General features: G+C 32.1%; 17 protein-coding genes. 12 read left to right on the top strand and 5 right to left on the bottom strand.

The annotated features are described in order from the left end of the window. Positions 1-27: 27 nt before the first annotated feature. Positions 28-1,134, top strand: a complete 1,107-nt coding sequence (locus Q0873_RS07645) for an FAD-dependent oxidoreductase (protein ID WP_299105660.1) — start codon at positions 28-30, stop codon at positions 1,132-1,134. Next, the gene (locus Q0873_RS07640) at positions 1,131-1,580 is read left to right on the top strand and encodes a 3-oxoacyl-ACP synthase (RefSeq protein ID WP_299105658.1); all 450 of its coding nucleotides are present in this window, start codon (positions 1,131-1,133) and stop codon (positions 1,578-1,580) included. The genes Q0873_RS07645 and Q0873_RS07640 overlap by 4 nt, the downstream gene beginning before the upstream one ends. Before the next feature lie 101 nt (positions 1,581-1,681). Here the strand turns inward: Q0873_RS07640 and Q0873_RS07635 are convergent, their stop codons facing one another. The 3 genes from Q0873_RS07635 to Q0873_RS07625 form a co-directional block, all read right to left on the bottom strand. Further along, positions 1,682-2,626, bottom strand: coding sequence for an ABC transporter ATP-binding protein (locus Q0873_RS07635; RefSeq protein WP_299105655.1), 945 nt, complete (start codon positions 2,624-2,626; stop codon positions 1,682-1,684). Positions 2,627-2,902: 276 nt separating this feature from the next. After that, on the bottom strand, positions 2,903-4,987 hold the full coding sequence (locus Q0873_RS07630; RefSeq protein WP_299105653.1) for a M13 family metallopeptidase: 2,085 nt from the start codon (positions 4,985-4,987) through the stop codon (positions 2,903-2,905). A gap of 72 nt (positions 4,988-5,059) precedes the next feature. Continuing rightward, positions 5,060-7,219 carry a prolyl oligopeptidase family serine peptidase gene (locus tag Q0873_RS07625; RefSeq protein ID WP_299105651.1) on the bottom strand — a complete coding sequence of 720 codons (2,160 nt, stop codon included), beginning with the start codon at positions 7,217-7,219 and terminating at the stop codon, positions 5,060-5,062. A gap of 149 nt (positions 7,220-7,368) precedes the next feature. Here Q0873_RS07625 and trxA point away from each other — a divergent pair, with 149 nt between their 5' ends. The 3 genes from trxA to Q0873_RS07610 all read left to right on the top strand — a co-directional run bounded on the left by trxA (position 7,369) and on the right by Q0873_RS07610 (position 11,530). Continuing rightward, positions 7,369-7,728: a thioredoxin gene (trxA, locus tag Q0873_RS07620; RefSeq protein WP_299105649.1), complete on the top strand. Its 360-nt coding sequence runs from the start codon at positions 7,369-7,371 to the stop codon at positions 7,726-7,728. A gap of 296 nt (positions 7,729-8,024) precedes the next feature. Next, complete coding sequence (locus Q0873_RS07615) at positions 8,025-8,996, top strand: ribonucleotide-diphosphate reductase subunit beta (protein WP_299105647.1); 972 nt, start codon at positions 8,025-8,027, stop codon at positions 8,994-8,996. A gap of 149 nt (positions 8,997-9,145) precedes the next feature. Continuing rightward, positions 9,146-11,530: a ribonucleoside-diphosphate reductase subunit alpha gene (locus Q0873_RS07610; RefSeq protein WP_299105644.1), complete on the top strand. Its 2,385-nt coding sequence runs from the start codon at positions 9,146-9,148 to the stop codon at positions 11,528-11,530. Between the two features lie 106 nt (positions 11,531-11,636). Here the strand turns inward: Q0873_RS07610 and Q0873_RS07605 are convergent, their stop codons facing one another. Next, positions 11,637-12,791, bottom strand: coding sequence for a hypothetical protein (locus Q0873_RS07605; protein ID WP_299105642.1), 1,155 nt, complete (start codon positions 12,789-12,791; stop codon positions 11,637-11,639). Positions 12,792-13,034: 243 nt separating this feature from the next. Here Q0873_RS07605 and Q0873_RS07600 point away from each other — a divergent pair, with 243 nt between their 5' ends. The 4 genes from Q0873_RS07600 to Q0873_RS07585 all read left to right on the top strand — a co-directional run bounded on the left by Q0873_RS07600 (position 13,035) and on the right by Q0873_RS07585 (position 19,752). After that, complete coding sequence (locus Q0873_RS07600) at positions 13,035-13,649, top strand: SMI1/KNR4 family protein (protein ID WP_299105640.1); 615 nt, start codon at positions 13,035-13,037, stop codon at positions 13,647-13,649. 57 nt (positions 13,650-13,706) lie between these two features. Further along, a complete protein-coding gene (locus tag Q0873_RS07595; RefSeq protein WP_299105945.1) occupies positions 13,707-15,044 on the top strand; it encodes a deoxyguanosinetriphosphate triphosphohydrolase in 1,338 nt (445 codons plus the stop codon). Positions 15,045-15,133: 89 nt separating this feature from the next. After that, complete coding sequence (locus tag Q0873_RS07590) at positions 15,134-19,057, top strand: thrombospondin type 3 repeat-containing protein (RefSeq protein WP_299105637.1); 3,924 nt, start codon at positions 15,134-15,136, stop codon at positions 19,055-19,057. Further along, positions 19,054-19,752 carry a hypothetical protein gene (locus tag Q0873_RS07585; protein WP_299105635.1) on the top strand — a complete coding sequence of 233 codons (699 nt, stop codon included), beginning with the start codon at positions 19,054-19,056 and terminating at the stop codon, positions 19,750-19,752. Before Q0873_RS07590 ends, Q0873_RS07585 begins: the two co-directional genes overlap by 4 nt. Positions 19,753-19,813: 61 nt before the next feature. Here Q0873_RS07585 and Q0873_RS07580 read toward each other — a convergent pair whose 3' ends face one another. Next, entirely contained in the window at positions 19,814-20,386 is a 573-nt protein-coding gene (locus Q0873_RS07580; protein WP_299105633.1) for a DUF3109 family protein, read from the bottom strand. A gap of 114 nt (positions 20,387-20,500) precedes the next feature. Here Q0873_RS07580 and Q0873_RS07575 point away from each other — a divergent pair, with 114 nt between their 5' ends. From Q0873_RS07575 to Q0873_RS07565, 3 genes are read left to right on the top strand one after another with little or no spacing between them, the layout of a single operon-like run. Next, positions 20,501-21,082: a MarC family protein gene (locus tag Q0873_RS07575; protein WP_299105631.1), complete on the top strand. Its 582-nt coding sequence runs from the start codon at positions 20,501-20,503 to the stop codon at positions 21,080-21,082. A 1-nt stretch (position 21,083) separates the two neighbouring features. Further along, positions 21,084-21,689, top strand: coding sequence for an NAD(P)/FAD-dependent oxidoreductase (locus Q0873_RS07570; protein ID WP_299105629.1), 606 nt, complete (start codon positions 21,084-21,086; stop codon positions 21,687-21,689). 27 nt (positions 21,690-21,716) lie between these two features. Continuing rightward, positions 21,717-23,135, top strand: a complete 1,419-nt coding sequence (locus tag Q0873_RS07565; RefSeq protein ID WP_299105626.1) for an endonuclease — start codon at positions 21,717-21,719, stop codon at positions 23,133-23,135.

Below are 23,135 nucleotides of genomic sequence, written 5' to 3'. Positions count from 1 at the left end.
AACATGCCAAGTTACAAATATAAATAAATGAATTACAGTTATTGGGAAATTAAAGAATGGTTTCATAATGTTGATTTTACCATTGTTGGAAGCGGGATTGTAGGGTTAAATTGTGCATTAAGACTTCAAAAAAAACATCCCAAAGCTAAAATATTAATCCTTGAAAAAGGAATGTTACCGCAAGGAGCAAGTAGCAAAAATGCTGGGTTTGCTTGTTTTGGGAGCTTATCGGAATTAATAGATGATTTAAAAACACATACTGAAGAAGAAGTACTCAATTTAGTTAATAAACGTTGGGAAGGATTACAATTATTAAGAAAAACCTTAGGAGATAAAAACATTGATTATCAAGAGAATAAAGGATATGAGCTGTTTTTAGATACTAATTTTTATGATGAATGTTTAGGTGAAAGAAAAAAGATAAACACTTTATTAAAACCTATTTTTAAAACGGAAGTTTTTAAAGAAGATGATAACTTTTTTAAGTTTGAAAAGATTCATCAAGGTTACATAACCAATCAGTTTGAAGGACAAATAGATACCGGTAAGATGATTGGAGAATTGTTATTGAAAGTTCAGAAGGCTGGAATTAGAATTTTAAACAATACTAGTGTTGAAGATTTTACAGAGAATACTAATTCGGTATTAGTTAAAACAAATAGGGTAACGTTTAAGACCAATAAATTATGTATTGCAACAAATGGTTTTGCTAATCAACTTTTAAAAGAAAATGTGCTACCTGCAAGAGCGCAAGTATTGATTACGAAACCTATTGATAATTTACATATTAAAGGAACTTTTCATTTAGATAAAGGATACTACTATTTTAGAAATATAGACAATAGAATTCTGTTTGGAGGAGGAAGGAATTTGGACTTTAAAACTGAAGAAACTTCTGAATTTGGACAAACTTTGTTAGTTCAAAATAAACTAGAAGAATTGTTAAAAACAACAATCTTACCTAATACAAACTTCGAAATTGATCATAGATGGAGTGGTATAATGGGTGTTGGAAACCAGAAAAAAGCAATTGTAAAACAACTTTCGAACAATGTGTTTTGCGGTGTTAGATTAGGAGGAATGGGAGTAGCTATTGGAAGTTTGGTAGGTAAAGAATTAGCAGACTTATTATGAGTTTAAAGGAAGAATTATATAAAGATTGTATTGCTTTTGTAGACAAGAGATTAGAAACAGTTAAAACAGTGATTGCTTCTAATCAAAAAGCATTGGAGAGTGAGACTAAAAGTTCTGCTGGAGATAAACACGAAACAGGAAGAGCTATGTTGCAGTTAGAGATGGAAAAAGTGAGTCAGCAATTCTTAGTAGCAAAACAAATGAAAGAAACCTTATATAAAATTAATTACGAAAAGACTGCTGATATTGTTTGTTTAGGAGCGATTGTAGAAACAAATATTGCCAATTATTTTATAAGCGCTAGTGTGGGAGAACTTAAAAAAGAAAATAAAACCTATTATGCGGTTTCGACTTCATCTCCAATAGGAAAGAAATTATTGGGGAAACAGGTTGGTAATGAGGTTGTTTTTAACGGAAACAAAATAAAAATTAAAAATATTTGCTAAAAGGGTAGGGTTTATAAAGAGCTACCTGTTTTATTACTGTAAAAAGAGTTTTAAATTTTGTTAAGATTAACAAATTAGTTGAGTAATAATTTTAGCAATTATTATTGGTTTTTAATAGACGGTTTTTCTATGCTTAGGAAGACCGTCTTTTTTTTGTCTAAAAAAGAAGAGTGGTTAAAAAACAAAGGTTGTTCATTAAATAAAACTTCAATCAACCAATAATAACCTTTGTAATAAGCGTTGGTTACGGTTGCTTTAAGATTAGATATTTCAACAAGTTTTATTTGATGTGGATAAAGAAGCTCTCTTTTATCATTAATAACAACATCGTTTACATCATCAAATAGAGATGCTATGTAGGTGTCTTTTGGATTATTGTATAATTCAGAAGGCGTATCATAGGCTAGTATTTGTTGCTTACGAATAACAATCATTTTATCTGAAAAAGACAATGCATCGTTACCATCATGAGTAGCAACAATACATGCAATGTTTTTTTCCTTTAAGTATTTGAATAATTTTCTTCGTAGTGAATTTTTCTTAAAATTATCTATTTGACTAAAAGGTTCGTCTAGTAATAATAACTCAGGTTCTTTAGCCAATGCTCTAGCAATTGCAACACGTTGTTGCTGTCCTCCACTTAAGTTTTTAACCTTTATATGGGCTAATTCGGTCATTTCAATAACCTCTAATAACTCTTGTGTTCTTTCTTCTGCTTCTTTTGGATAAAAACGAGAAAGAAATTTTTTGATATTTTCACTCACAGTAATATAGGGCATGAGGTCGAAGTCTTGAGCAACATATTTAAAGAAATCCATTCCAGGCACTAAATGATGGGCAGGACCTAAGATTTGAATGTCGTTCCAAAACATTGTTCCATCATCAATATCTAGCAATCCGTAAATTACTTTTAACAATGTTGATTTACCACACCCGCTTTCTCCCATAATACATAGGTGTTCTCCTTTTTTAAGATTAAAAGAAATGTTTTTAAGTGTGTTTTTTTCTTCCGAATAAGAAAAAGAAACATTGTTTATTTGTAGCATAGGTGCAAAAATAAGGAATGAAATAAATAGAGTAAATTTTATTTCTTAACCTATGTTAATTAGTTGTAAGTAAGAAGGGTTATATATTTGCCCTGTATTTAAGAAGTATATAAATTCCCTTATTATATTTTCCCCTTAAAAACAACCCCTTATCAACTCGTAACCCCTTGTGTTGCGGGTTTTTTTTATACAATAAATTTAGAGCTGGAAAATGTGTTTAGAAATAAAAAAAACCGACATTATGTGTCGGTTTTTGTATTATTAAAACTAGGTGTATTACCAAATTTTCACTCTTTCTTCAGGTTTTAAATACATCTTATCACCTTCTTTTACATCAAAAGCTTCATAGAAAGCATCAACGTTTTTAAGAGGCATGTATGCACGGAACATTCCTGGAGCATGAGGATCAGTTTTAATTAAATTCTTTAAAGCATCTGGTCTTGCTTTTGTACGCCAAACAGTTGCCCATGATAAAAAGAATCGTTGTTCTGGAGTAAATCCATCAATATCTGCTGGACGTCCATTTTTATTTAAGAAAATTTGTAATCCTTCATAAGCAGCATTTACACCACCTAAATCTCCAATATTTTCTCCTAAGGTAAATTTACCGTTAATGTGTACACTATCAATAGCAACTACATCATCAAATTGTTTTACTAAAGCTTCTCCTTCTTTTGTAAACTTCGTTAAATCTTCTTCAGTCCACCAATTGTTTAAGTTTCCATCACCATCAAAACGAGATCCAGAATCATCAAAACTATGTGAAATTTCATGACCGATTACCGCTCCGATACCACCATAGTTTACAGCTTCGTCTGCTTTATAGTTGTAGAAAGGAGGTTGTAAAATAGCTGCTGGGAATACGATTTCATTGTTTACTGGGTTAAAGTAAGCGTTTACAGTTTGAGGAGACATTCCCCACTCTGTTCTATCAACTGGCTTACCTAATTTCTCCATGTTCTTTTCGTAGTTCCACTTTGTTACATTAATAGCATTTTCAAAGTAAGATCCTCCGTTTTTAACTCCTTTTACTTGTAAAGCAGAGTAATCTTTCCATTTATCTGGATAAGCAATTTTTACGGTTAACTTATGTAATTTATCTAAAGCTTTTTGTTTAGTTGAATCACTCATCCAAGTTAATCCATCAATACGCTTTTCGAAACCTAACATTACATTGTCAATCATTTCTCTAGCTTTTTTCTTTGCTTCTGGTGGGAATTTAGCATCAACATATAATTTTCCTAATGCTTCTCCTATAGATCCATTTACAGAAGCTAAAGCTCTTTCTCTACGTGGACGTTGCTTCTTAGCTCCTCTTAAATCTTTACTGTAAAACTCCCAGTTTGCAGTTTCTAAATCGGTAGATAGTAAACCAGCAGCATTATTAATCGCATTCCAACGTAATAATAATTTGATATCATCAACAGAACGCTCATCAAAAATTCCGTTCATTGCTTTAAAGTAATTAGGATCTGTTACAATTACTTTATCAATATTAGCTACACCAACACCTTTTAAATGTGCATCCCAATCAATTGCAGGAGCTAAAGCTTGTAACTCAGCAACCGTCATAGGGTTATATAACTTACGAGTATCTCTACGATCCTCTTTTGTCATCATTGGTTTTGCTAAACTTGTTTCAAAAGCAACGATGTTTGCAGCATTTTTATTTGCTGTAGCTTCATCATCACCGAATTTTTGTAACATGGTAGCAACAAAAGTTTCATATTTTTTTAATTTCTCTTTAGTATCAGCGTCTTCATCAACGTAATAATCTCTAGATAAACCTAAACCAGCTGATCCCATATAACCAGCATTCATATTACTATTTTTTAAATCGTTGAAAACACCAAATCCGAAGAAACCACCACCTCCATAAGGAGCTACATTGATTAAGTAGGTTTCTACATCTTTTTTAGTTTTAATTTCATCAATTTTAGCTAAATAAGGCTTTAAAGGATTTACTCCTTGTTGGTTACGAGTAACCGTATCCATAATACTTTCAAAGTAATTTACTGCCTTTTGCTGATCACTATCAATCTCGTTTCCTTGAGCATCTTTTACTTTTGGAAAATTTCCTTGTTCAATAGCTTCGTCTAGAATTGCTAAAACATCTGCATCTGTCTTTTTTCTTAATTCAGAAAAACTTCCCCAACGTGTTCTATCATCTGGAATTTCGGTATTCTTATCCCAAGTACCGTTAACGTAATTATAAAAATCTTCTGCAGGTTTTACAGAAGTGTCCATATTTTCAAGAACGATTCCTTGAATCTTCTCTTCTGGTTTTTGTTCTGTTTTACATGAAACAATAGCTAAAGAAGCTACTGCCGATGTAAACAAAACTTTGTGAATGGTTTTCATGTATGTATAAATTTGATTGATATTAACACTCTTATTTTTAATAAGAGTGTTTTTGTAGAGATTTGTTACACTTTAACTCTTAATTTTTGTTTTTGGTGGATTTGGTAAAGCATCAAACCCCATATTGTATAAAGTAAAACCAAAAATATCTGAGTATTGTTCAATAGTTTTAGAAACAGGTGTTCCAGCACCATGTCCGGCATTTGTTTCAATACGAATTAATACTGGGTTATCTCCTTTGTGTTTTTCTTGTAGCTCAGCAGCAAATTTAAAACTATGCGCTGGTACTACACGATCATCATGATCTCCTGTTGTAACCATAGTTGCCGGATATTCAACCCCTTCTTTTACATTATGTACTGGAGAATATCCTTTTAAGTATTCAAACATTTCTTTACTCTGTTCAGCAGTACCATAATCATAAGCCCAACCAGCACCTGCTGTGAAAGTATGATAACGTAACATGTCTAAAACTCCAACTGCTGGTAAAGCCACACGCATTAAGTCAGGACGTTGGGTCATAGTAGCACCAACTAATAATCCACCATTTGATCCTCCTCTAATAGCTAAGAAATCTGATGAAGTGTATTTGTTGGTTATTAAATATTCAGCCGCTGCAATAAAATCATCAAACACATTTTGTTTTTGTAATTGTGTTCCTGCTACGTGCCATTTCTTACCATATTCACCACCACCACGTAAATTAGGAACCGCGTAAACACCACCTTGTTCCATCCAAACTGCATTGGCAATACTAAAACTTGGAGTTAAACTAATATTGAATCCTCCATATCCGTATAAAATAGTTGGGTTCTTACCATTTAACTCTAATCCTTTTTTATAGGTAATAATCATAGGAACTTTGGTACCATCTTTAGAAGTATAAAAAACTTGTTTGCTTTCGTAATCATCTGAATTAAATGATATCGCTGGTTTCCAATAAGTTTCGTAAGCTCCGTTTTCTGGATTGAATTTATATGATGAACTTGGAGTGTTATAATTGGTAAAAGAGAAGTACAACTCTTTTGCTTTTGTTTTTCCTCCAAAACCATTTGCAGAACCTACCCCTGGTAATTTTACTTCACGAACTAATTTTCCGTCAAAATCGTATTGCAATACTTTTGATACTGCATCAACCATATAAGTTGTAAAGAAATATCCTGCACCTGTAGATGGAGATAATACGTTTTCGGTTTCAGTAATAAAATCAGTCCAGTTTTCAGGAGTTGGATTATTTGCATCAACAGTTACGATCTTTTTATTAGGAGCATTTAAGTTTGTTACCAAATATAATTTGTCATTACGATTGTCGATTACATAAGTATCGCTATCATAATTATCAACTACTGCTGTTAGTTTGCTATTCGGTTTTGTTAAGTCTTTTAAAAATAACTTATTACCAGAAGTTGAGGTAGAAGCTGAAATTATTAAGAATTTATCATCTTCTGTTAAGTAACCCCCAACATATCTATTTTTCTCTTCTGGAGTTGCTCCAAAAATTACGGCATCGGTGTTTTGAGGAGTATTTAATTTATGATAATATAGTTTGTGTTGGTCTGTTTTTGCAGAGAGTTCACTTCCTTTAGGTTTGTCATAGCTAGAATAATAAAAACCTTCATCTCCTTTCCAAGCGATTCCGGAGAATTTCACGTCAACTAATGTGTCACCAATAATTTCTTTATTTTTGGCGTCCATAACGATAATTTTTCTCCAATCGCTTCCTCCTTCAGAGATGGCGTAAGCTACAATATTACCACTTTTAGAAAAGTTTACAGAACCTAATGAAGTAGTACCATCTTCAGAAAAAGTATTTGGATCTAAGAAAACTTCTTCTTTTCCATCAGTACCTTTTCTATATAGTACATATTGATTTTGTAAACCATCATTTTTATAAAAATAAGTATAGTCACCTTCTTTAAAAGGAGTTCCTACTTTTTCGTAATTCCATAATTCAGATAAACGATCTTTTAATTGTTCGCGATATGGTATTTTACTTAGATAATCAAAGGTAACTTCATTTTCAGCCTTTACCCATGACTCTGTTTCTGGGCTTCGATCATCTTCTAACCAACGGTAGTTATCGGTAACTTTGGTTCCGAAGTATTCGTCTACAACAGGGTTTTTAGTTGTTTCTGGATAATTCACTGCTATATTTCTTTTAGATTGTTGATTTTCTTTACACGCCACTAGTATAGTTCCAGCGGCAAGAAAGGGAAGGATAATTTTTCTCATCGTAGATATTAATGATTAGTTAATACTTTCAAAATTAGAAGAAAAAAACTACCAAGCATTACATTTTAAGATGATTTTAACAATTAAAAGTACAACTGTAATTTTTTGAAAGAAAAACGACTACCTTTACAGTAATTAGATAATGTAATATGACAGAAAATTTAACAAAAGAAAGCTTTTTTGAAAAAGTTTTCAATTATGAAGAGAATAAAGAATGGAAATTTGAAGGGAAAATACCTGCAATAATTGATTTTTATGCTGATTGGTGTGGTCCTTGTAAAACGTTAGCTCCAGTTTTAGAACAATTAGGAAAGGAATATGAAGGGAAGGTTAATATTTATAAAATAGACACAGAAGCAGAGCAAGAACTTTCTGCTGCTTTTGGTATAAGAAGTATACCTTCTATGTTATTTTGCCCAATTGGAGAAGATCCTCAAATGGCTAATGGAGCACTACCTAAAAATCAAATAGAGCAAATAATTGCTGAGGTTTTAAAAGTAGAAAAATAGAAACGAATATTGATAGTTAAAAGTGGAGAGGTTTTTCTCCACTTTTTTTTGGTTTTAAACCAAAATTAGAATCCCAGTGAATATCACTACGTAAGCTATTTTTAAGTTTTTAAAATATTGAAAAACAATTATTTATGTTTTTGTGTTTTTGAGGAGGTTTTTGTTAAAAAAGTCCAATTTGTTAAAAACTTCATGGGATTTGTGAATAAGTATGACTTTCAAAATTTAGCAAAAATTCCAATCTTTGTTTTATCCCCTTTTTGAAAAAATAACTCTAAAATTTAGCTCTTAAAAGGATGTCATTTATTGAACCTATTTTACAAGAAAACAAAGATCGATTCGTAATATTTCCAATCCAACATAATGATTTATGGGAATGGTATAAAAAGCAACAAGCATGTTTTTGGACTGCTGAGGAAATCGACCTACACTCTGATTTAAATGATTGGAATACCAAATTAACAGATGATGAACGTTATTTCATTAAACACATCTTAGCTTTTTTTGCTGCATCTGATGGTATTGTAAATGAAAATTTAGCGGAAAATTTTGTAAATGAAGTTCAATATTCTGAGGCAAAGTTTTTCTATGGTTTTCAAATCATGATGGAAAACATTCACTCAGAAACATATTCATTATTAATAGATACTTATATTAAGAATGAAGAAGAAAAAGATCGTCTTTTTAAAGCTATTGAAGTGTTTCCAGCAATCAAGAAAAAAGCTGATTGGGCTTTAAAATGGATAGATTCTGATTCTTTTGCAGAGCGTTTAATTGCTTTTGCTGCAGTAGAAGGTATTTTCTTTTCAGGTTCATTCTGTTCAATTTTCTGGTTAAAGAAACGTGGTTTATTACCAGGATTAACTTTCTCTAATGAATTAATTTCTCGTGATGAAGGTATGCACTGTGATTTTGCAGTTCATTTACACAATAATCACTTAGTAAATAAAGTTTCAAAAGAAAGAATATCTGAAATCATTATTTCAGCTTTAGATATAGAACGTGAATTTATCACAGAATCTTTACCTGTTAGTTTAATAGGTATGAATGCAAAGTTAATGACACAGTATTTAGAGTTTGTAACTGACAGATTATTGGTAGAATTTGGTTGTGAAAAAGTTTACAACGCTACAAATCCGTTTGACTTTATGGAAATGATTTCTTTAGAGGGGAAAACTAATTTCTTCGAAAAAAGAGTATCAGAATACCAAAAAGCAGGTGTGAAATCTGGAGGAACAGGAAGCATTAGTTTTGATGCTGATTTCTAAATAAAAACTGCAATCCCCTACACGCGGTATAACTCGGTTAAACTAGTTATTTAACCTAAACAAATTATTAAAATAATATCCCCTAAACTAAAGCTTATATAGCTTTGGAGTAGAATTTTATTAACTAACTCAAAAGAAAACAAAAGTATATGTATGTAGTAAAAAGAGATGGCAGAAAGGAGCCAGTAATGTTCGACAAGATTACAGCTCGAGTAAGAAAAATGTGTTATGGGTTAAACAAAATTGTTGACCCAGTAAAAGTAGCAATGAGAGTTATTGAAGGATTGTATGATGGGGTAACTACTTCTGAATTAGATAACTTAGCCGCTGAGGTAGCAGCTACTATGACTACAGCACATCCTGATTATGCTAAATTAGCAGCAAGAATTGCCGTATCTAACTTACATAAAAACACAAAGAAGTCATTCTCTGAAACAATGACTGATTTGTATGAATATATCAACCCTCGTACTGGAAATAAAGCGCCATTATTAGCAGATGACGTGTATAAAATCATTATGGATAATGCAGAGAAATTAGACTCTACAATTATCTATAGCCGTGATTTTAACTATGATTACTTTGGGTTTAAAACATTAGAACGTTCTTATTTATTAAAATTGAACGGACAAATTTCTGAAAGACCTCAGCAAATGTTAATGCGTGTATCTATAGGAATTCATAAGGAGGATATTGATGAAGCTATTGCTACATACGAGTTAATGAGTAAAAAGTACTTTACACACGCTACACCAACATTATTTAATGCAGGTACTCCAAAACCACAAATGTCATCTTGTTTCTTATTACAAATGCAAGATGATAGTATTGATGGTATTTATGATACATTAAAGCAAACAGCTAAAATATCTCAATCTGCAGGAGGAATAGGTTTATCTATTCATAACATCCGTGCTACAGGTAGTTATATAGCAGGAACCAATGGTACTTCAAATGGAATTGTACCAATGTTACGTGTATTTAATGATACTGCTCGTTATGTAGATCAAGGAGGAGGAAAGCGTAAAGGATCTTTTGCTATGTATTTAGAACCTTGGCATGCAGATATTTTTGAATTTTTAGATTTAAAGAAGAACCATGGTAAAGAAGAAATGCGTGCACGTGATTTATTCTATGCAATGTGGATTTCTGATTTATTTATGAAGCGTGTTCAGGAAGATGGAAGTTGGACGTTAATGTGTCCACATGAGTGTCCGCACTTATATGATACTTACGGAGAAGAGTTTGAGCGTTTATATACAGGATACGAGCAAGCAGGGAAAGGCAGAAAGACTATCAAAGCAAGAGATTTATGGGAGAAAATACTAGAATCTCAAATTGAAACAGGTACTCCGTACATGTTATATAAAGATGCTGCAAACCGTAAATCAAACCAAAAGAATTTAGGAACTATTCGTTCTTCAAACTTGTGTACTGAGATTATGGAATATACTGCTGAAGATGAGGTAGCGGTATGTAACTTAGCTTCAATTGCAATACCAATGTTTGTTGCAGAAGATGAAAACGGAAACAAATTTTTCGATCACAATAAATTATTTGAGGTAACTAAAAAAGTAATTAGAAACCTAGATACTGTAATTGATCGTAACTACTACCCAGTAGTAGAGGCAGAAAATTCTAACATGCGTCACCGTCCGGTAGGATTAGGAATTCAAGGATTAGCAGATGCGTTTATCATGTTACGTATGCCGTTTACAGGAGATGAAGCGAAGAAATTAAATCAAGAGATTTTTGAAACTTTATACTTTGCATCAGTAACGTCTTCTATGGAAGTAGCAAAAGCAAAAGGAGCATATTCTACTTATGAAGGATCTCCAATGTCTCAAGGAGAATTCCAACACAATATGTGGGGAGTTAAAGATGAAGAATTGAGTGGTCGTTGGGATTGGAAGAAATTACGTAAAGATGTGAAGAAACATGGAGTTCGTAACTCTTTATTAGTAGCTCCAATGCCTACAGCATCAACATCTCAAATCTTAGGAAATAATGAAGCTTTTGAACCATATACTTCTAATATTTATACTCGTAGAGTATTGTCAGGAGAGTTTATCGTTGTAAATAAACACTTATTAGAAGACTTAGTAGAGCTTGGTTTATGGGATAACAATATGAAAGAAGATATTATGCGTGCAAACGGATCAATACAACATATTGAATCAATTCCACAAGATTTAAAAGATTTATATAAAACGGTTTGGGAAATGAGTATGAAAGATATTATTGATATGGCTCGCCATAGAGGATATTTTATCGATCAATCTCAATCGTTGAATTTATTTATGAAAGATCCAGACTATGGTAAACTAACATCAATGCATTTCTACGCTTGGAAATCAGGATTAAAAACAGGAATGTATTACTTACGTACGAAATCTGCTGTAAATGCAAAACAGTTTACATTAGATGTAGAAAAGAAAGATGAAGATAAGCCAATGAGCGAAGAGGAATTTAAAGCAATGGTAGAGGCCTCTAAAAACGCTGGTCCAGATGACTGTTTAATGTGTGGATCTTAAAAAAGAATTAATATTCCTTAATAAAGGAGGAACTTAATTATAATAGCCAACTAAATGCAATTAAGAGAAGTCGAAAGACTTCTCTTTTTTCTTTAAAATTAATTGCTTAGTTAGTTGTGAATTCGAAAGAATTAGCTTCGTAAATTATACCGTCTTTCTTTATTTGAAGTTTAACGATGTATGTGGTATTTGGCTCTAGCTTGTAGCCTAAAAATACCCCAATGCTAGTTGTTTGATGAAAAGCGTTATAATAATCCGATTGTTGTGTAAGATAAAAGGAAGGTCCGCAACTATTAGGGTTAAAACTAGTTATTATCTCATCCTTTGTAAAGGAACTTAAAAACACATTACCCTCTTTTTTATGCAATGAAATAAGAATATTATCAAAAATATTTACATTTAAATCATCAGGATTTAAATGAGCAAGTACAGTTGGAGCATTCTTTTTAAACCAAAAATCTCCTTGTAATGACAATGTACTTTCTTCAGAATTAGAACTGCACTCTCTTGAAATATTATAACTAACATTTTTTATTTCAGGAAAATACGAGTACAAAGACATACGTTCTTGATGTGAAATCGTAGTAATAATATCATTCATATTAATAACAATATCGAAATCAACTTTTCTTAAAGATTTATCATTTTTTTCGGTAAAAAACTTCTTTACTTTAGATTCGTCAATATAAAATCGAATAAACATATCTCCATTAGACTCTACTATTTCTGTTTTTTCAACTTTTAAACTATCATTATCTGACCATTTAAAGTATGTGTTTGAAAAGTCTAATTGGTTTATATTTCCGCTAAAGTCCTTTAAAACAAAGCGTTCGTTAGGGTAAATATTATTCCAGTATTTCAAACGACTTGTGTCAATAGATAAAGTGTTAAAATCAATTAATTCTGTTTCTTTTTTAATATCACCATTACCTTTTTCAGCAATTACTTTAATAATATATTTTGTTGAAATAGAGAGATCTTTTATTTCAAAAACATTTGGTCTACTTTGTAGACTTTGGTTAATTTCTTTAAAAGTAGTTTCTGAGGTTTTTCTGTATAAAACTCTAACGACCGGTAATCCAATTCCAGTGTGAAAAACATTTACTTTTACAACAGCAGTATTTTGTTCAATTTTTTCAAAGGATAAATCAATTTTTTCGATAGATGATTCGGGTATGTTATCTTGAGTAGAATCTTCGGAACAAGAAATAAAGAAGATTAACACACAAAAACTAATAAATAATAAGTAATTTTTTTTCATAGTCAATAAATAAGTTAAAATTATAATTAGGAGCAAAAGTATTCTTTTTTAGTTAATGATTTTAAGTTGCATTAAAAATGTATAGGAACAATTAAAAGGATAAATAATGTTGCTTGTTAAACTAGGTTAAATTAAAACTCTTTAAAAGGCTCTTTTTTGTATTTTCGACAAAACAAAAAACTGAATGCTATGTTCAAAGGAGTTTATATATTATTATTTATAGTCTTGATAAGTTTGAAGTTCTTGAATCAAAATAATAAGAAGGAAGAAGATGTGATAAAAAAGAAAATGAAGAATCGCTATGAAAAAGCAAAAAAAATTAATGAAATAAAGGAATCACTTTTTAATCAGCACCCAATAACTCAACAAATAATTACTTTAATAGAAGATTCTGATTTACATAGTGAGGTTGGAGCTACATTATCTGATATTGAAGTAAAAAACATTGAGAGAGAAATAGATCTTGAACTACCATTGTCATACAAGATTTTTTTAAAATATTTTGGAGATGGTGGAACTTGGATTTATACGCAGCCAATTGATAGTATAAAAGACAACTTTCAACGAAAAAATCTAAGAAGTAATTTAGGAGAACGAATAGAAATAGTAGGAGAAAAAGAGATAGAAACGAATTCATTATTGTTTTTAATGACTGAGGATGCCAATGGAGGTGCCTGGTGTTGGTTAACTTCAGAAGCTAATGAAGAAGGAGAATGGCCTTTAGCATACTACAGTATTCGAGATGACAAACTTCATTATAAAACAGAAAATTTTACAGAATGGTTAAAAACACTTGTTTTAACTAAGTCAGAAGTAATTGTAGAATTGGATCTAGATTTTAGATTAGGTTTAGGTTAAATTAAAATTCTTTAAAAGGCTCTTTTTCGTATTTTCGACAAAATTTTATTTGAGATGATGAACTGGGAACAATTATTGTCGTTAAAAAGACATGGAGATACTCAAAAAAGAGAGCGAATTCACCAAGACGAAACACGCTTAGGATTTGAAGTAGATTTTGATAGAATAATTTTCTCTTCTGCTTTTAGAAGTTTACAAGATAAAACACAAGTGATTCCACTTTCAAAAACCGACTTTGTGCATACACGACTTACGCATAGTTTAGAAGTATCGGTAGTAGGAAGAACTTTAGGAAGAAGAGTAGGGAAAGTGTTACTCGAGCGTCATCCACATTTACAAGAATTAGGATATACATTTAATGATTTTGGAGCTATTGTAGCAGCAGCTTCTGTAATGCATGATATTGGGAATCCACCTTTTGGACATTCTGGAGAAAAGGCTATTGGAGAATATTTTAAAACAGGAAAAGGACTTCAGTACAAACAAGAATTAACCGATTTAGAATATCAAGACCTTATTGATTTTGAAGGAAATGCAAATGGATTCAAAATTTTAACTGAAAGTAGAGATGGAATAGAGGGAGGTTTACGTTTGAGCTATGCTACTTTAGGAGCGTTTATAAAATACCCAAAAGAATCGCTTCCGAAGAAACCTACCAAACATATATCTGATAAGAAATACGGTTTTTTTCAAAGTGAAAAAGAGGCTTTTTTAGATCTTACTAATGATCTGGGACTTATTAAAAAAGACAGAGAAAAAATCTCGTACTATCGTCACCCATTAGCATATCTAGTAGAAGCAGCTGATGATATTTGCTATACTATTATTGATTTTGAAGATGGAATTAATCTTGGTCTTATCGATGAAGATTATGCGTTGGAATATATGATTAAATTGGTAAAGGATGTAATTGATAGTAAAAAGTACCACTCACTTGAGCATAAAAAAGATAGAGTAAGTTACTTAAGAGCTTTAGCAATTGGTGTTTTAATAAACGAAGCAGTAGACATCTTTTTAGCCAATGAAAACGAAATTTTAGACGGAACGTTTGACAAAGGGTTATTAGACAAGTGTAAGTATGAAGCACAAATCAACGACATAATAAAGATAAGCGTTAAAAAGATATACAAAAGCAAGGAAGTTGTTGAAAAAGAAGTAGCAGGGTATAAAATCATAGCAGACCTACTAGATGTTTTTGTAACAGCGTTGAATAATAAATTTGAAGGAAAAGCATCTAATTATGATATTTTAGTTTTGAATTTACTACCCGAAGAATATCAAAAAGAAAAAGAAAATTTGTACGACAGAATTATGCAAATATGCAGCTATGTAGCTGGGCTTTCTGATGGATATGCTATAAGATTGTTTAATAAGATAAAAGGAGATGTCATATAACTAAGAATTAATTTATTAGCTTTGTGATTTCCTAAAAAGTAGGGTAAAACATTATTGACCTGTTAAATAAGTTATAAATAAAATGAACGATGAATAAAAAACTACTCTTTTTCGGTTTACTACTGATTACAGGATTGGGTTTAATTTTAAAAGACTCATTCAAAGGAGAATCAGAAGTAGAACAACTCAGAAAGCAACATGCTGAGTTTTTACAAAATCACCCGTACCAAAAGACGGCTGAACTTCCAAAAAAACAAAGAAAAGCACAAGGATTACCTCCAAATGCCTTTTTTGAGCAAAAGTATTTAAGTGAAATAAATCCAGCTACAGGAAGAACAAATAAAGATAAGCTTTATGAGCTTCAAGAAAAATTAAATAACAGAAGAGCTGCTTCAAAAGTACCAGGTGAAGCTGATAATCCATGGATTGAAAGAGGTCCAGATAATGTAGGAGGAAGAACAAGAGCAGTAATTTTTGATCCAAATGACGCAACTAACGAAACAGTTTTTGCTGGAGGAGTTAGTGGTGGATTATGGAAAAACACTAAAATTTCAGAAGCAAGCTCTAAATGGGAGCGTGTAGGAATTCCAGAAAATTTAGCAGTATCTTGTATCGTTGTTGATCCAAATGACTCTAAAACATTTTATGTAGGAACAGGTGAATCTTATGTAAATGGAGATGTAAATGGAGATGGAGTATGGAAATCTACAGATGGAGGAAGTACTTGGAATCGAGTATTTGGAGGAGTTACAGGACAATCTTTCTTAGATCCGAACTCTACAGTAACAGTTAATTCTCCTGCAAGTATTGCTGGAGTTTATATTTCAACATTAGCTACAGCATTTGGAGGTAACTTAAGTTCTCCAGTTACTGGTGATTTAGCTTTAGTTGAAGACGATACAGCACCTACAAGTGATGCTTGTTCAGCGTTAGTAAATAATGCTGCTTTAAACGGGAAGATTGCAGTAATCCGCAGAGGATCTTGTAATTTTGATGATAAGGTTAAAAGAGCACAAGATGGTGGTGCAATTGCCGTTATAATGGTTAATAATGTTGAAGGTAACCCAATACCAATGGGAGGAGATGATGCTACCATTACCATACCTTCTTTAATGACTACCAAAACAGCAGGAGAGTCTATGATTACTGCGTTAGGTTCAGGAACAGTAAATGTTACCTTAACTAAAGGAGCAGATGGAGCAGTAAACTCTTTATTAGTTCCAGGAGTTCAACACGTAAATGATATTGTTATTAGAAATAACGGAGGAACTTCTGAAGTATTTGTAGCTGCTGGAGAAGCAGGTTATACTGGAGGAGCTTCATTAGGAGGAAAAAGCTTTGGAGTTTATAAGTCTACAGACGGAACTAACTTTACTAAGTTAAGTATTCCTAAAACTACAAATGGAAACGAATATGAGCCTAACAATTTAGAAATAGCTTCAGATAATTCTATTTTCTTAAGTACTACAAGAAGTTTTTCTTTTGGAGATGGTGGAGGAGCTATTTTCAAATCTAGCAATGGTACTACCTTCAATTTAGTACAAACGGTAACAGATGGTGTAAGAACAGAGATTGCATTATCTCCTACGAATGCCGCTGTTGGATATGTATTAGCACAAACAAGTACTACTGGATCACCAGTAAAAATTTATAAGACAACAGATGGTTTTGTAACAATAACAGAATTACCATTACCAAATGATGCAGATACTGGGATTCCAGCAAATGACTTTACAAGAGGACAAGCTTTTTATGACTTATTAATAAAAGTTGACCCAAATAATGAGAATACACTTTATGTTGGAGGAATTGATTTATTTAAATCTACAACAGGAGGAACTTCTTGGAACCAAATTTCTCACTGGTATGGTGGATTTAGCCAGCAATATGTACACGCAGATCAGCATGGTATAGCATTCGCATCATCATCTAGAATGGTATTTAGTAATGACGGTGGAGTTTACTTTTCAAATAATGGAGGTGGACTAATTAGTGCTAGAAATAGAAACTATAATACTGTACAGTTCTATACTGTTGGTGTAGGACCAACTGCAGCTTTTAATGGAAAAGATTATTTCTTAGCAGGAGCACAGGATAATGGAACTCCATATGTAGCAGATGCTCAAGCTGGAATTAATAGTTCTGTAGATGTTTCAGGAGGAGATGGAGCAGCAAGTTTCTTTGACACAGATGGAACAGATAGATATTATATTGCAAATTATGTATACAATCAGTCTATTGAGTTAACGAATTTAGCTACAAACCAAAAAATTATAGTTAATAACGAAGACGCTAGTAATGGTGACTTTATTAACCAAGAAGAGTTAGATTCTCATTTAAATATTTTATATTCTAATTATTCATCAGGAAATAAATATCAAATAAGAAGATATGCTGATTTATTAGGAACTATTACTAAAGAAATTTTAGTAAATGGTTTAATGACAGCAGAGCCTTCAGTACTTAAAATTTCTCCACATACTACAACATCTAGTAACTTATTCGTTGGATTAAAAAATGGAAAATTATTAAAAGTAGAAAAGGCTAATGAAGCTACAAGTACGTGGACAGAAATTACTGGGCCAGATTTTGTAGGGTCTATGTCTGATATTGAATTTGGTGTAAACGAAAATCAAATTTTAGTAACATTCCATAACTATGGAGTAAAGAGTGTTTGGTATACCAACGATGGAGGAACAACTTGGAAAAATAAAGAAGGAAACTTACCAGATATTCCTGTAAAGTCAATTTTACAAAACCCATTAAACCCTAAAGAAGTAATTATTGGTACTGATTTAGGAGTTTGGAAGACTGATAACTTTGATGTAGATGCGCCAACATGGACGCAATCATATAACGGAATGAGTAATGTTCCTGTATTAGATTTAGACTTACGTGATGATAATGTTGTATTTGCTGCAACATACGGTAGAGGAGTTTTCTCAGGAAAATTCAGTATGGATCCTAATGGTGATTTAGATGGAGATGGTGTTTTAAATGGTGTAGATAACTGTCCTACAACTGCCAATGCTGATCAAAAAGATAGCGATGGAAATGGTGTAGGTGATGCTTGTCAGGATACTGATGGAGATGGTGTGTTAGATACTGTTGATAACTGTCCAACAACAGCAAATTCAGATCAAAAAGACACTGATGGAAATGGAGTAGGAGATGCTTGTCAAGATACTGATGGAGATGGTGTAATGGATAATGTAGATAACTGTATCAATACTAAGAATGCAGACCAAGCAGATGGAAACAACGACGGTGTAGGAGATGTTTGTGATACAAGTTATGAAGATCAAACAAATATTACTACAAAAGTTACTTCAGAAACATGTGCAGATCAGAAAGATGGAAAAATAGAAGTAACAGTTAAGCAGACATTTGTTAATTATACTGTAACACTTAATGGAACAGGTAAAAACGAAACAAAAAATATCGCAGGATCTGCAACTACTACAGTATTTGAAAACTTAAGCCCTGGTGCTTACGAAGTATGTGTATCTGTAGATGGTAGGTCTTATACACAATGTTATGAGTTTAATGTTGATGCGGCTGCGCCAATTTCATTAAGAGTAGCTAAGAAACAAGCTTCAAAAGAATACACAATTAATATAAATAAAGGAACAGCTCCTTATAATGTATATTTAAATGGTAATCTAGTAGGAACTTTTAATTCAAAGATATTTGATGTTCAAGTAGCAGAAAGAGGAATTTTAGAAGTGAAGACTGCTAAGGCTTGTGAAGGAGCATTCAAAACGGTTATTGACGGTATTTTCTTAAAGAAAAACCCTATTTCAACGAAAATAGAGTTATTAATACCAAGTAACTTTAATAGAGATCAAGTAGAAACTATGATTTATGATTTATCAGGAAAAGTAATCTTTAACCAGGCGGTTAGAGTAAGTGGAAATACACTAGATATTCCTTTTGAAAATTATAATTCAGGAATTTACATTTTAAAGTTAGGAGTAGAGAATTCAGAGCCAATCAAAATTTTAAAACAATGAGAAAAAATATAATATATACAGTACTATTAACAATAGCTACCTCTACATTAATTTCTTGTGGAGGTGGAGGAAGTACTCCAAAGAATGACCCACCTAGTGGGGTTGAACTTCAAAAACCAACAAACAATCAATTATGTATAAACAATACTGTTGATTTTGATTGGACGGATGCAACAGATCCTAATAATAATGACGTTGTTTCTTATAAAGTAGAGTTTGCAAGTGATAGGGCCATGACCAATGTTGTAATGACAAAAACAGCATCAACTTCAAATATTACAGTAACTTTAGATAAGTCTAAAGCGTATTATTGGACAGTTACTGCGGTAGATAATAGTCAAGAGGCAGGGCCAGTTTCATCTGTTTTTGCTTTTTTCACCAAGGGAGATGGAGTTACAAATGCAGCACCATTTAGCGCTCAGATTGACGCACCTGCAAATGGAAAAGATGATGTAGCTGCAGGTACCGTTAAATTAAGATGGAAAGGTGCAGATTCAGACTCAGATACTAGTACTTTGAAGTATGACGTTTATTTTGGAGAGACTAGTACACCAGCTGAGAAAGCAACAGATTTAACAGTTCAAAATTTAGATGTTACTGTTGAAGCAGGAAAAACATATTATTGGAAAATAAACACAATAGATGCTGCAGGAGCAAAATCTATTGGACAAGTTTGGAGCTTTACAGTTAAGTAAAGTTTAAAAAGAAAGAGTATGTAAAAAGAGAAGCTAAATTAGCTTCTCTTTTTTTATTAGTTTATTTATTTTTTTTCTTTTCAGAAATTGATTCTAACTCGTCATACCAATGTTGTCCAAACTTTCTAATCAAAGCTTCTTTTACAAACTTAAAAACAGGAATCTGTAATTCGCTACCTAGTGAACAAGCATCGTCGCAGATATCCCATTTATGATAATTTACGGCAGCAAATTCACTGTAACTATTAACTCTTACTGGATATAAATGGCAAGAAATAGGTTTTTTCCAATCAACAAGATCTTTATTATATGCCTCTTCAATAGCACACAAAGAAGTTCCTTTATCATCAAAAATAACATAAGCACATTCAGCATTATTTACTAAAGGAGTTTCTAATTCACCAAAATCACTAGTAATCCAGGTACCCTGTTCTTCTATTGCTTTAATACCTTCTTCTCTTAAAAAAGGCTTTACAATAGGATATATATCTTCTAAAATTTTGGTTTCTTCTTCTTCTAAAGGAGCACCAGCTTCACCCTCTACACAACAAATACCTTTGCAAGCAGATAAGTTACAAACAAAATCCTTTTCAATAATATCTTCAGAAACGATGGTTTTACCTAATTGAAACATGTTTTAAAAAAATGATAGTTATAAACTTTACAAAAAGTTCATGTATATTTAAGTCGCAAAAATAGTAGTTTGTTAGATTACTTGTCTAATTTTACAATTGAAAAATATTTGAACATGAATTTTGATTTAAAAGAAATAGTAACGGCCTTTATGGTATTGTTTGCCGTTATAGATATTATTGGAAACATTCCTATTATCGTAGATTTAAGAAAAAAAGTGGGTCATATTCAATCAGAAAAAGCATCAATTATAGCAGGTGTTATCATGGTGGTGTTTTTATTCTTAGGACAACGATTACTTAGTTTTATTGGAATCGATGTTAATTCATTTGCGGTGGCAGGGGCTTTTATTTTATTCTTTATAGCGCTTGAAATGATCTTAGGAATAACATTATATAAAGAAGATGAAGATAGTGCCTTAAATGCATCCGTATTCCCTATAGCGTTTCCATTAATTGCTGGGCCGGGTAGTTTAACAACTTTACTTTCTTTAAGAGCAGAATATGCTTTTGAAAATATTTTGGTAGCAATTTTTTTAAACGTAGTATTAATCTATGTAGTATTAAAAACATCGTCTAAAATCGAAAGAATTATTGGTGCAAACGGAATAAAAATAATTCAAAAGATATTTGGAGTTATCTTATTAGCTATTGCAGTAAAATTATTTGCAGCTAATATTAAAATTTTGTTTGCTTAATATGAAGTATGATTGTTTAATAATTGGAGGAGGGGTATCTGGAATGCAATGTGCTTTAGTAATTGGATCAGCCCAAAATAAGGCATATGCTAAAGGAAAAAAAGTAGGCATTATTATGCATCAAAAATCTTCTCATCTACAAAGTGCATTGTTTAATAATGTTTTAGGGTTACCAAAAGGAACTAAAGGAGAAGATATTTTACAACAAGGAAGAGAACAGTTAGCAGAGTTGTATCCTCATATTGAACAAATAGAAAAAGAAAAAGTGCTTGCGGTGTTGGATGATACTGATGGATATAAAGTAGTCACAAACAAGAATGAATATACCACAGAAATAGTGGTAGTGGCGTTAAATTATGCCAAACCTTTTGAAATTGCAGGCCTAGAAAAATACGTTGAAAGACATAGCAGAGCTAATGTTATGAAAGATAGGATACAATTGCGTAACTTTGGCCATTTAATTAAAGAAGGATTATATGTATGTGGAACCCTAGCGGGTTGGAGAAGTCAATTTGCAATTGCAGCAGGAAGTGGAGCGAGTGTAGCAACCGATATTTTAACTTTTTGGAACGACCATACTCCGACTAAGGTACACGACAAAGTATAATCCGCAGTATTTTTTAAAGGTTTTATTATGAAGAGAACTTATTTATTAGGTTTGTTAACCCTTTTTTTTATGGGGTGTGGAGGAAATGATAGTGATGTAGCTCCACCAAAGACAGAAGATAAAGTTGTAGCTGTAAATGACACATATGACGCTACTGAAAATAAATCATTTGTCTTATCTAGTTTTTTATCAAATGATACTTATACGCAAGGAAAAGTAAAATTGACTTTTGAAGCTAGTTCAAACAAAGGAGGAACTGTTGTGAAAGAAGGAGATAACTTAAAGTATACACCAGCAGCAAATTTTGTTGGAACTGATACTTTTAGTTATACAATATGTAGTACCATAACAACAAGTACTTGTGCAACAGCAACGATCACAATAAATGTGGTAGATGCAGGAACTCCTGTAGCGGTTAATGATAGTTATGAAACAAATGAAAATGAAACATTAACTATTAGCAATTATTTAGATAATGATACAATTGTAGATGACGCTACTGTAGCATCTTTAGATAGTGCAGGTTCGTCTGGAACAGTTACTTTAAATAGTGATAAAACAATTACTTATGTTCCTAAAACTGATTTTACAGGTACAGATACTTTTACCTATAAAATTTGTGATAATGACAATCCTAATACTTGTGCAACAGCTACAATTACAGTAACTATAAAATCTACTGGTGGAAATACAGGTAGTTTTAATATTCCTTCAGATTTAACAAGTTATTATAACAGCGTTGATTTTACTCAAACAGGAACTTCATTAAGAGAAGCGTTAGCAACCATTACAATCAATTCTCATACAGATTTCTTATCGTATACACCTGGAGTATGGAATGCTTTAAAAGCATCAGACCTAGATCCAACAGATAATAGCAAAGTACTTTTAATATATGGTTATAGTGATACTGATGGAAATTATGTAACTGATAGAAGTCGTGGTGTAAATGATAACGGAGGAACACAAGGTACAGATTGGAATAGAGAACATGTTTATCCTCGTTCTTTAGGAATTCCTAATTTAGGAAGTTCAGGTCCTGGATCGGATGCACACCATTTAAGACCTAGTGATGTAAAGATGAACTCTAATAGAGGAAGTAAAAAATTCGCAACGGGTTCTGGAAATGCAGGAGATGCATCTGGTGGTTGGTACCCAGGAGATGAATGGAAAGGAGATGTTGCTCGTATGATGATGTATATGTATATCCGTTATGGAAATCAGTGTTTACCTAAAAATGTAGCACTAGGAAGCGCAAATTCTGCAGATAGTAATATGATAGATTTGTTATTAGAATGGAATGCAGATGATCCTATTTCAGATTTTGAAAAGAATCGAAACAATGAAATAGCGAAGGTACAAGGAAACAGAAATCCATTTATAGACAACCCTTATTTGGCAAGTGTTATTTGGGGAGGAACTGACGCAGAGAATACCTGGAAATAA

It is taken from the genome of uncultured Tenacibaculum sp., assembly GCF_947498805.1.
Lineage (GTDB): Bacteria > Bacteroidota > Bacteroidia > Flavobacteriales > Flavobacteriaceae > Polaribacter.
Note: the sequence above shows the minus strand (reverse complement) of the source record. Positions and strands in the feature narration are given on the sequence as shown.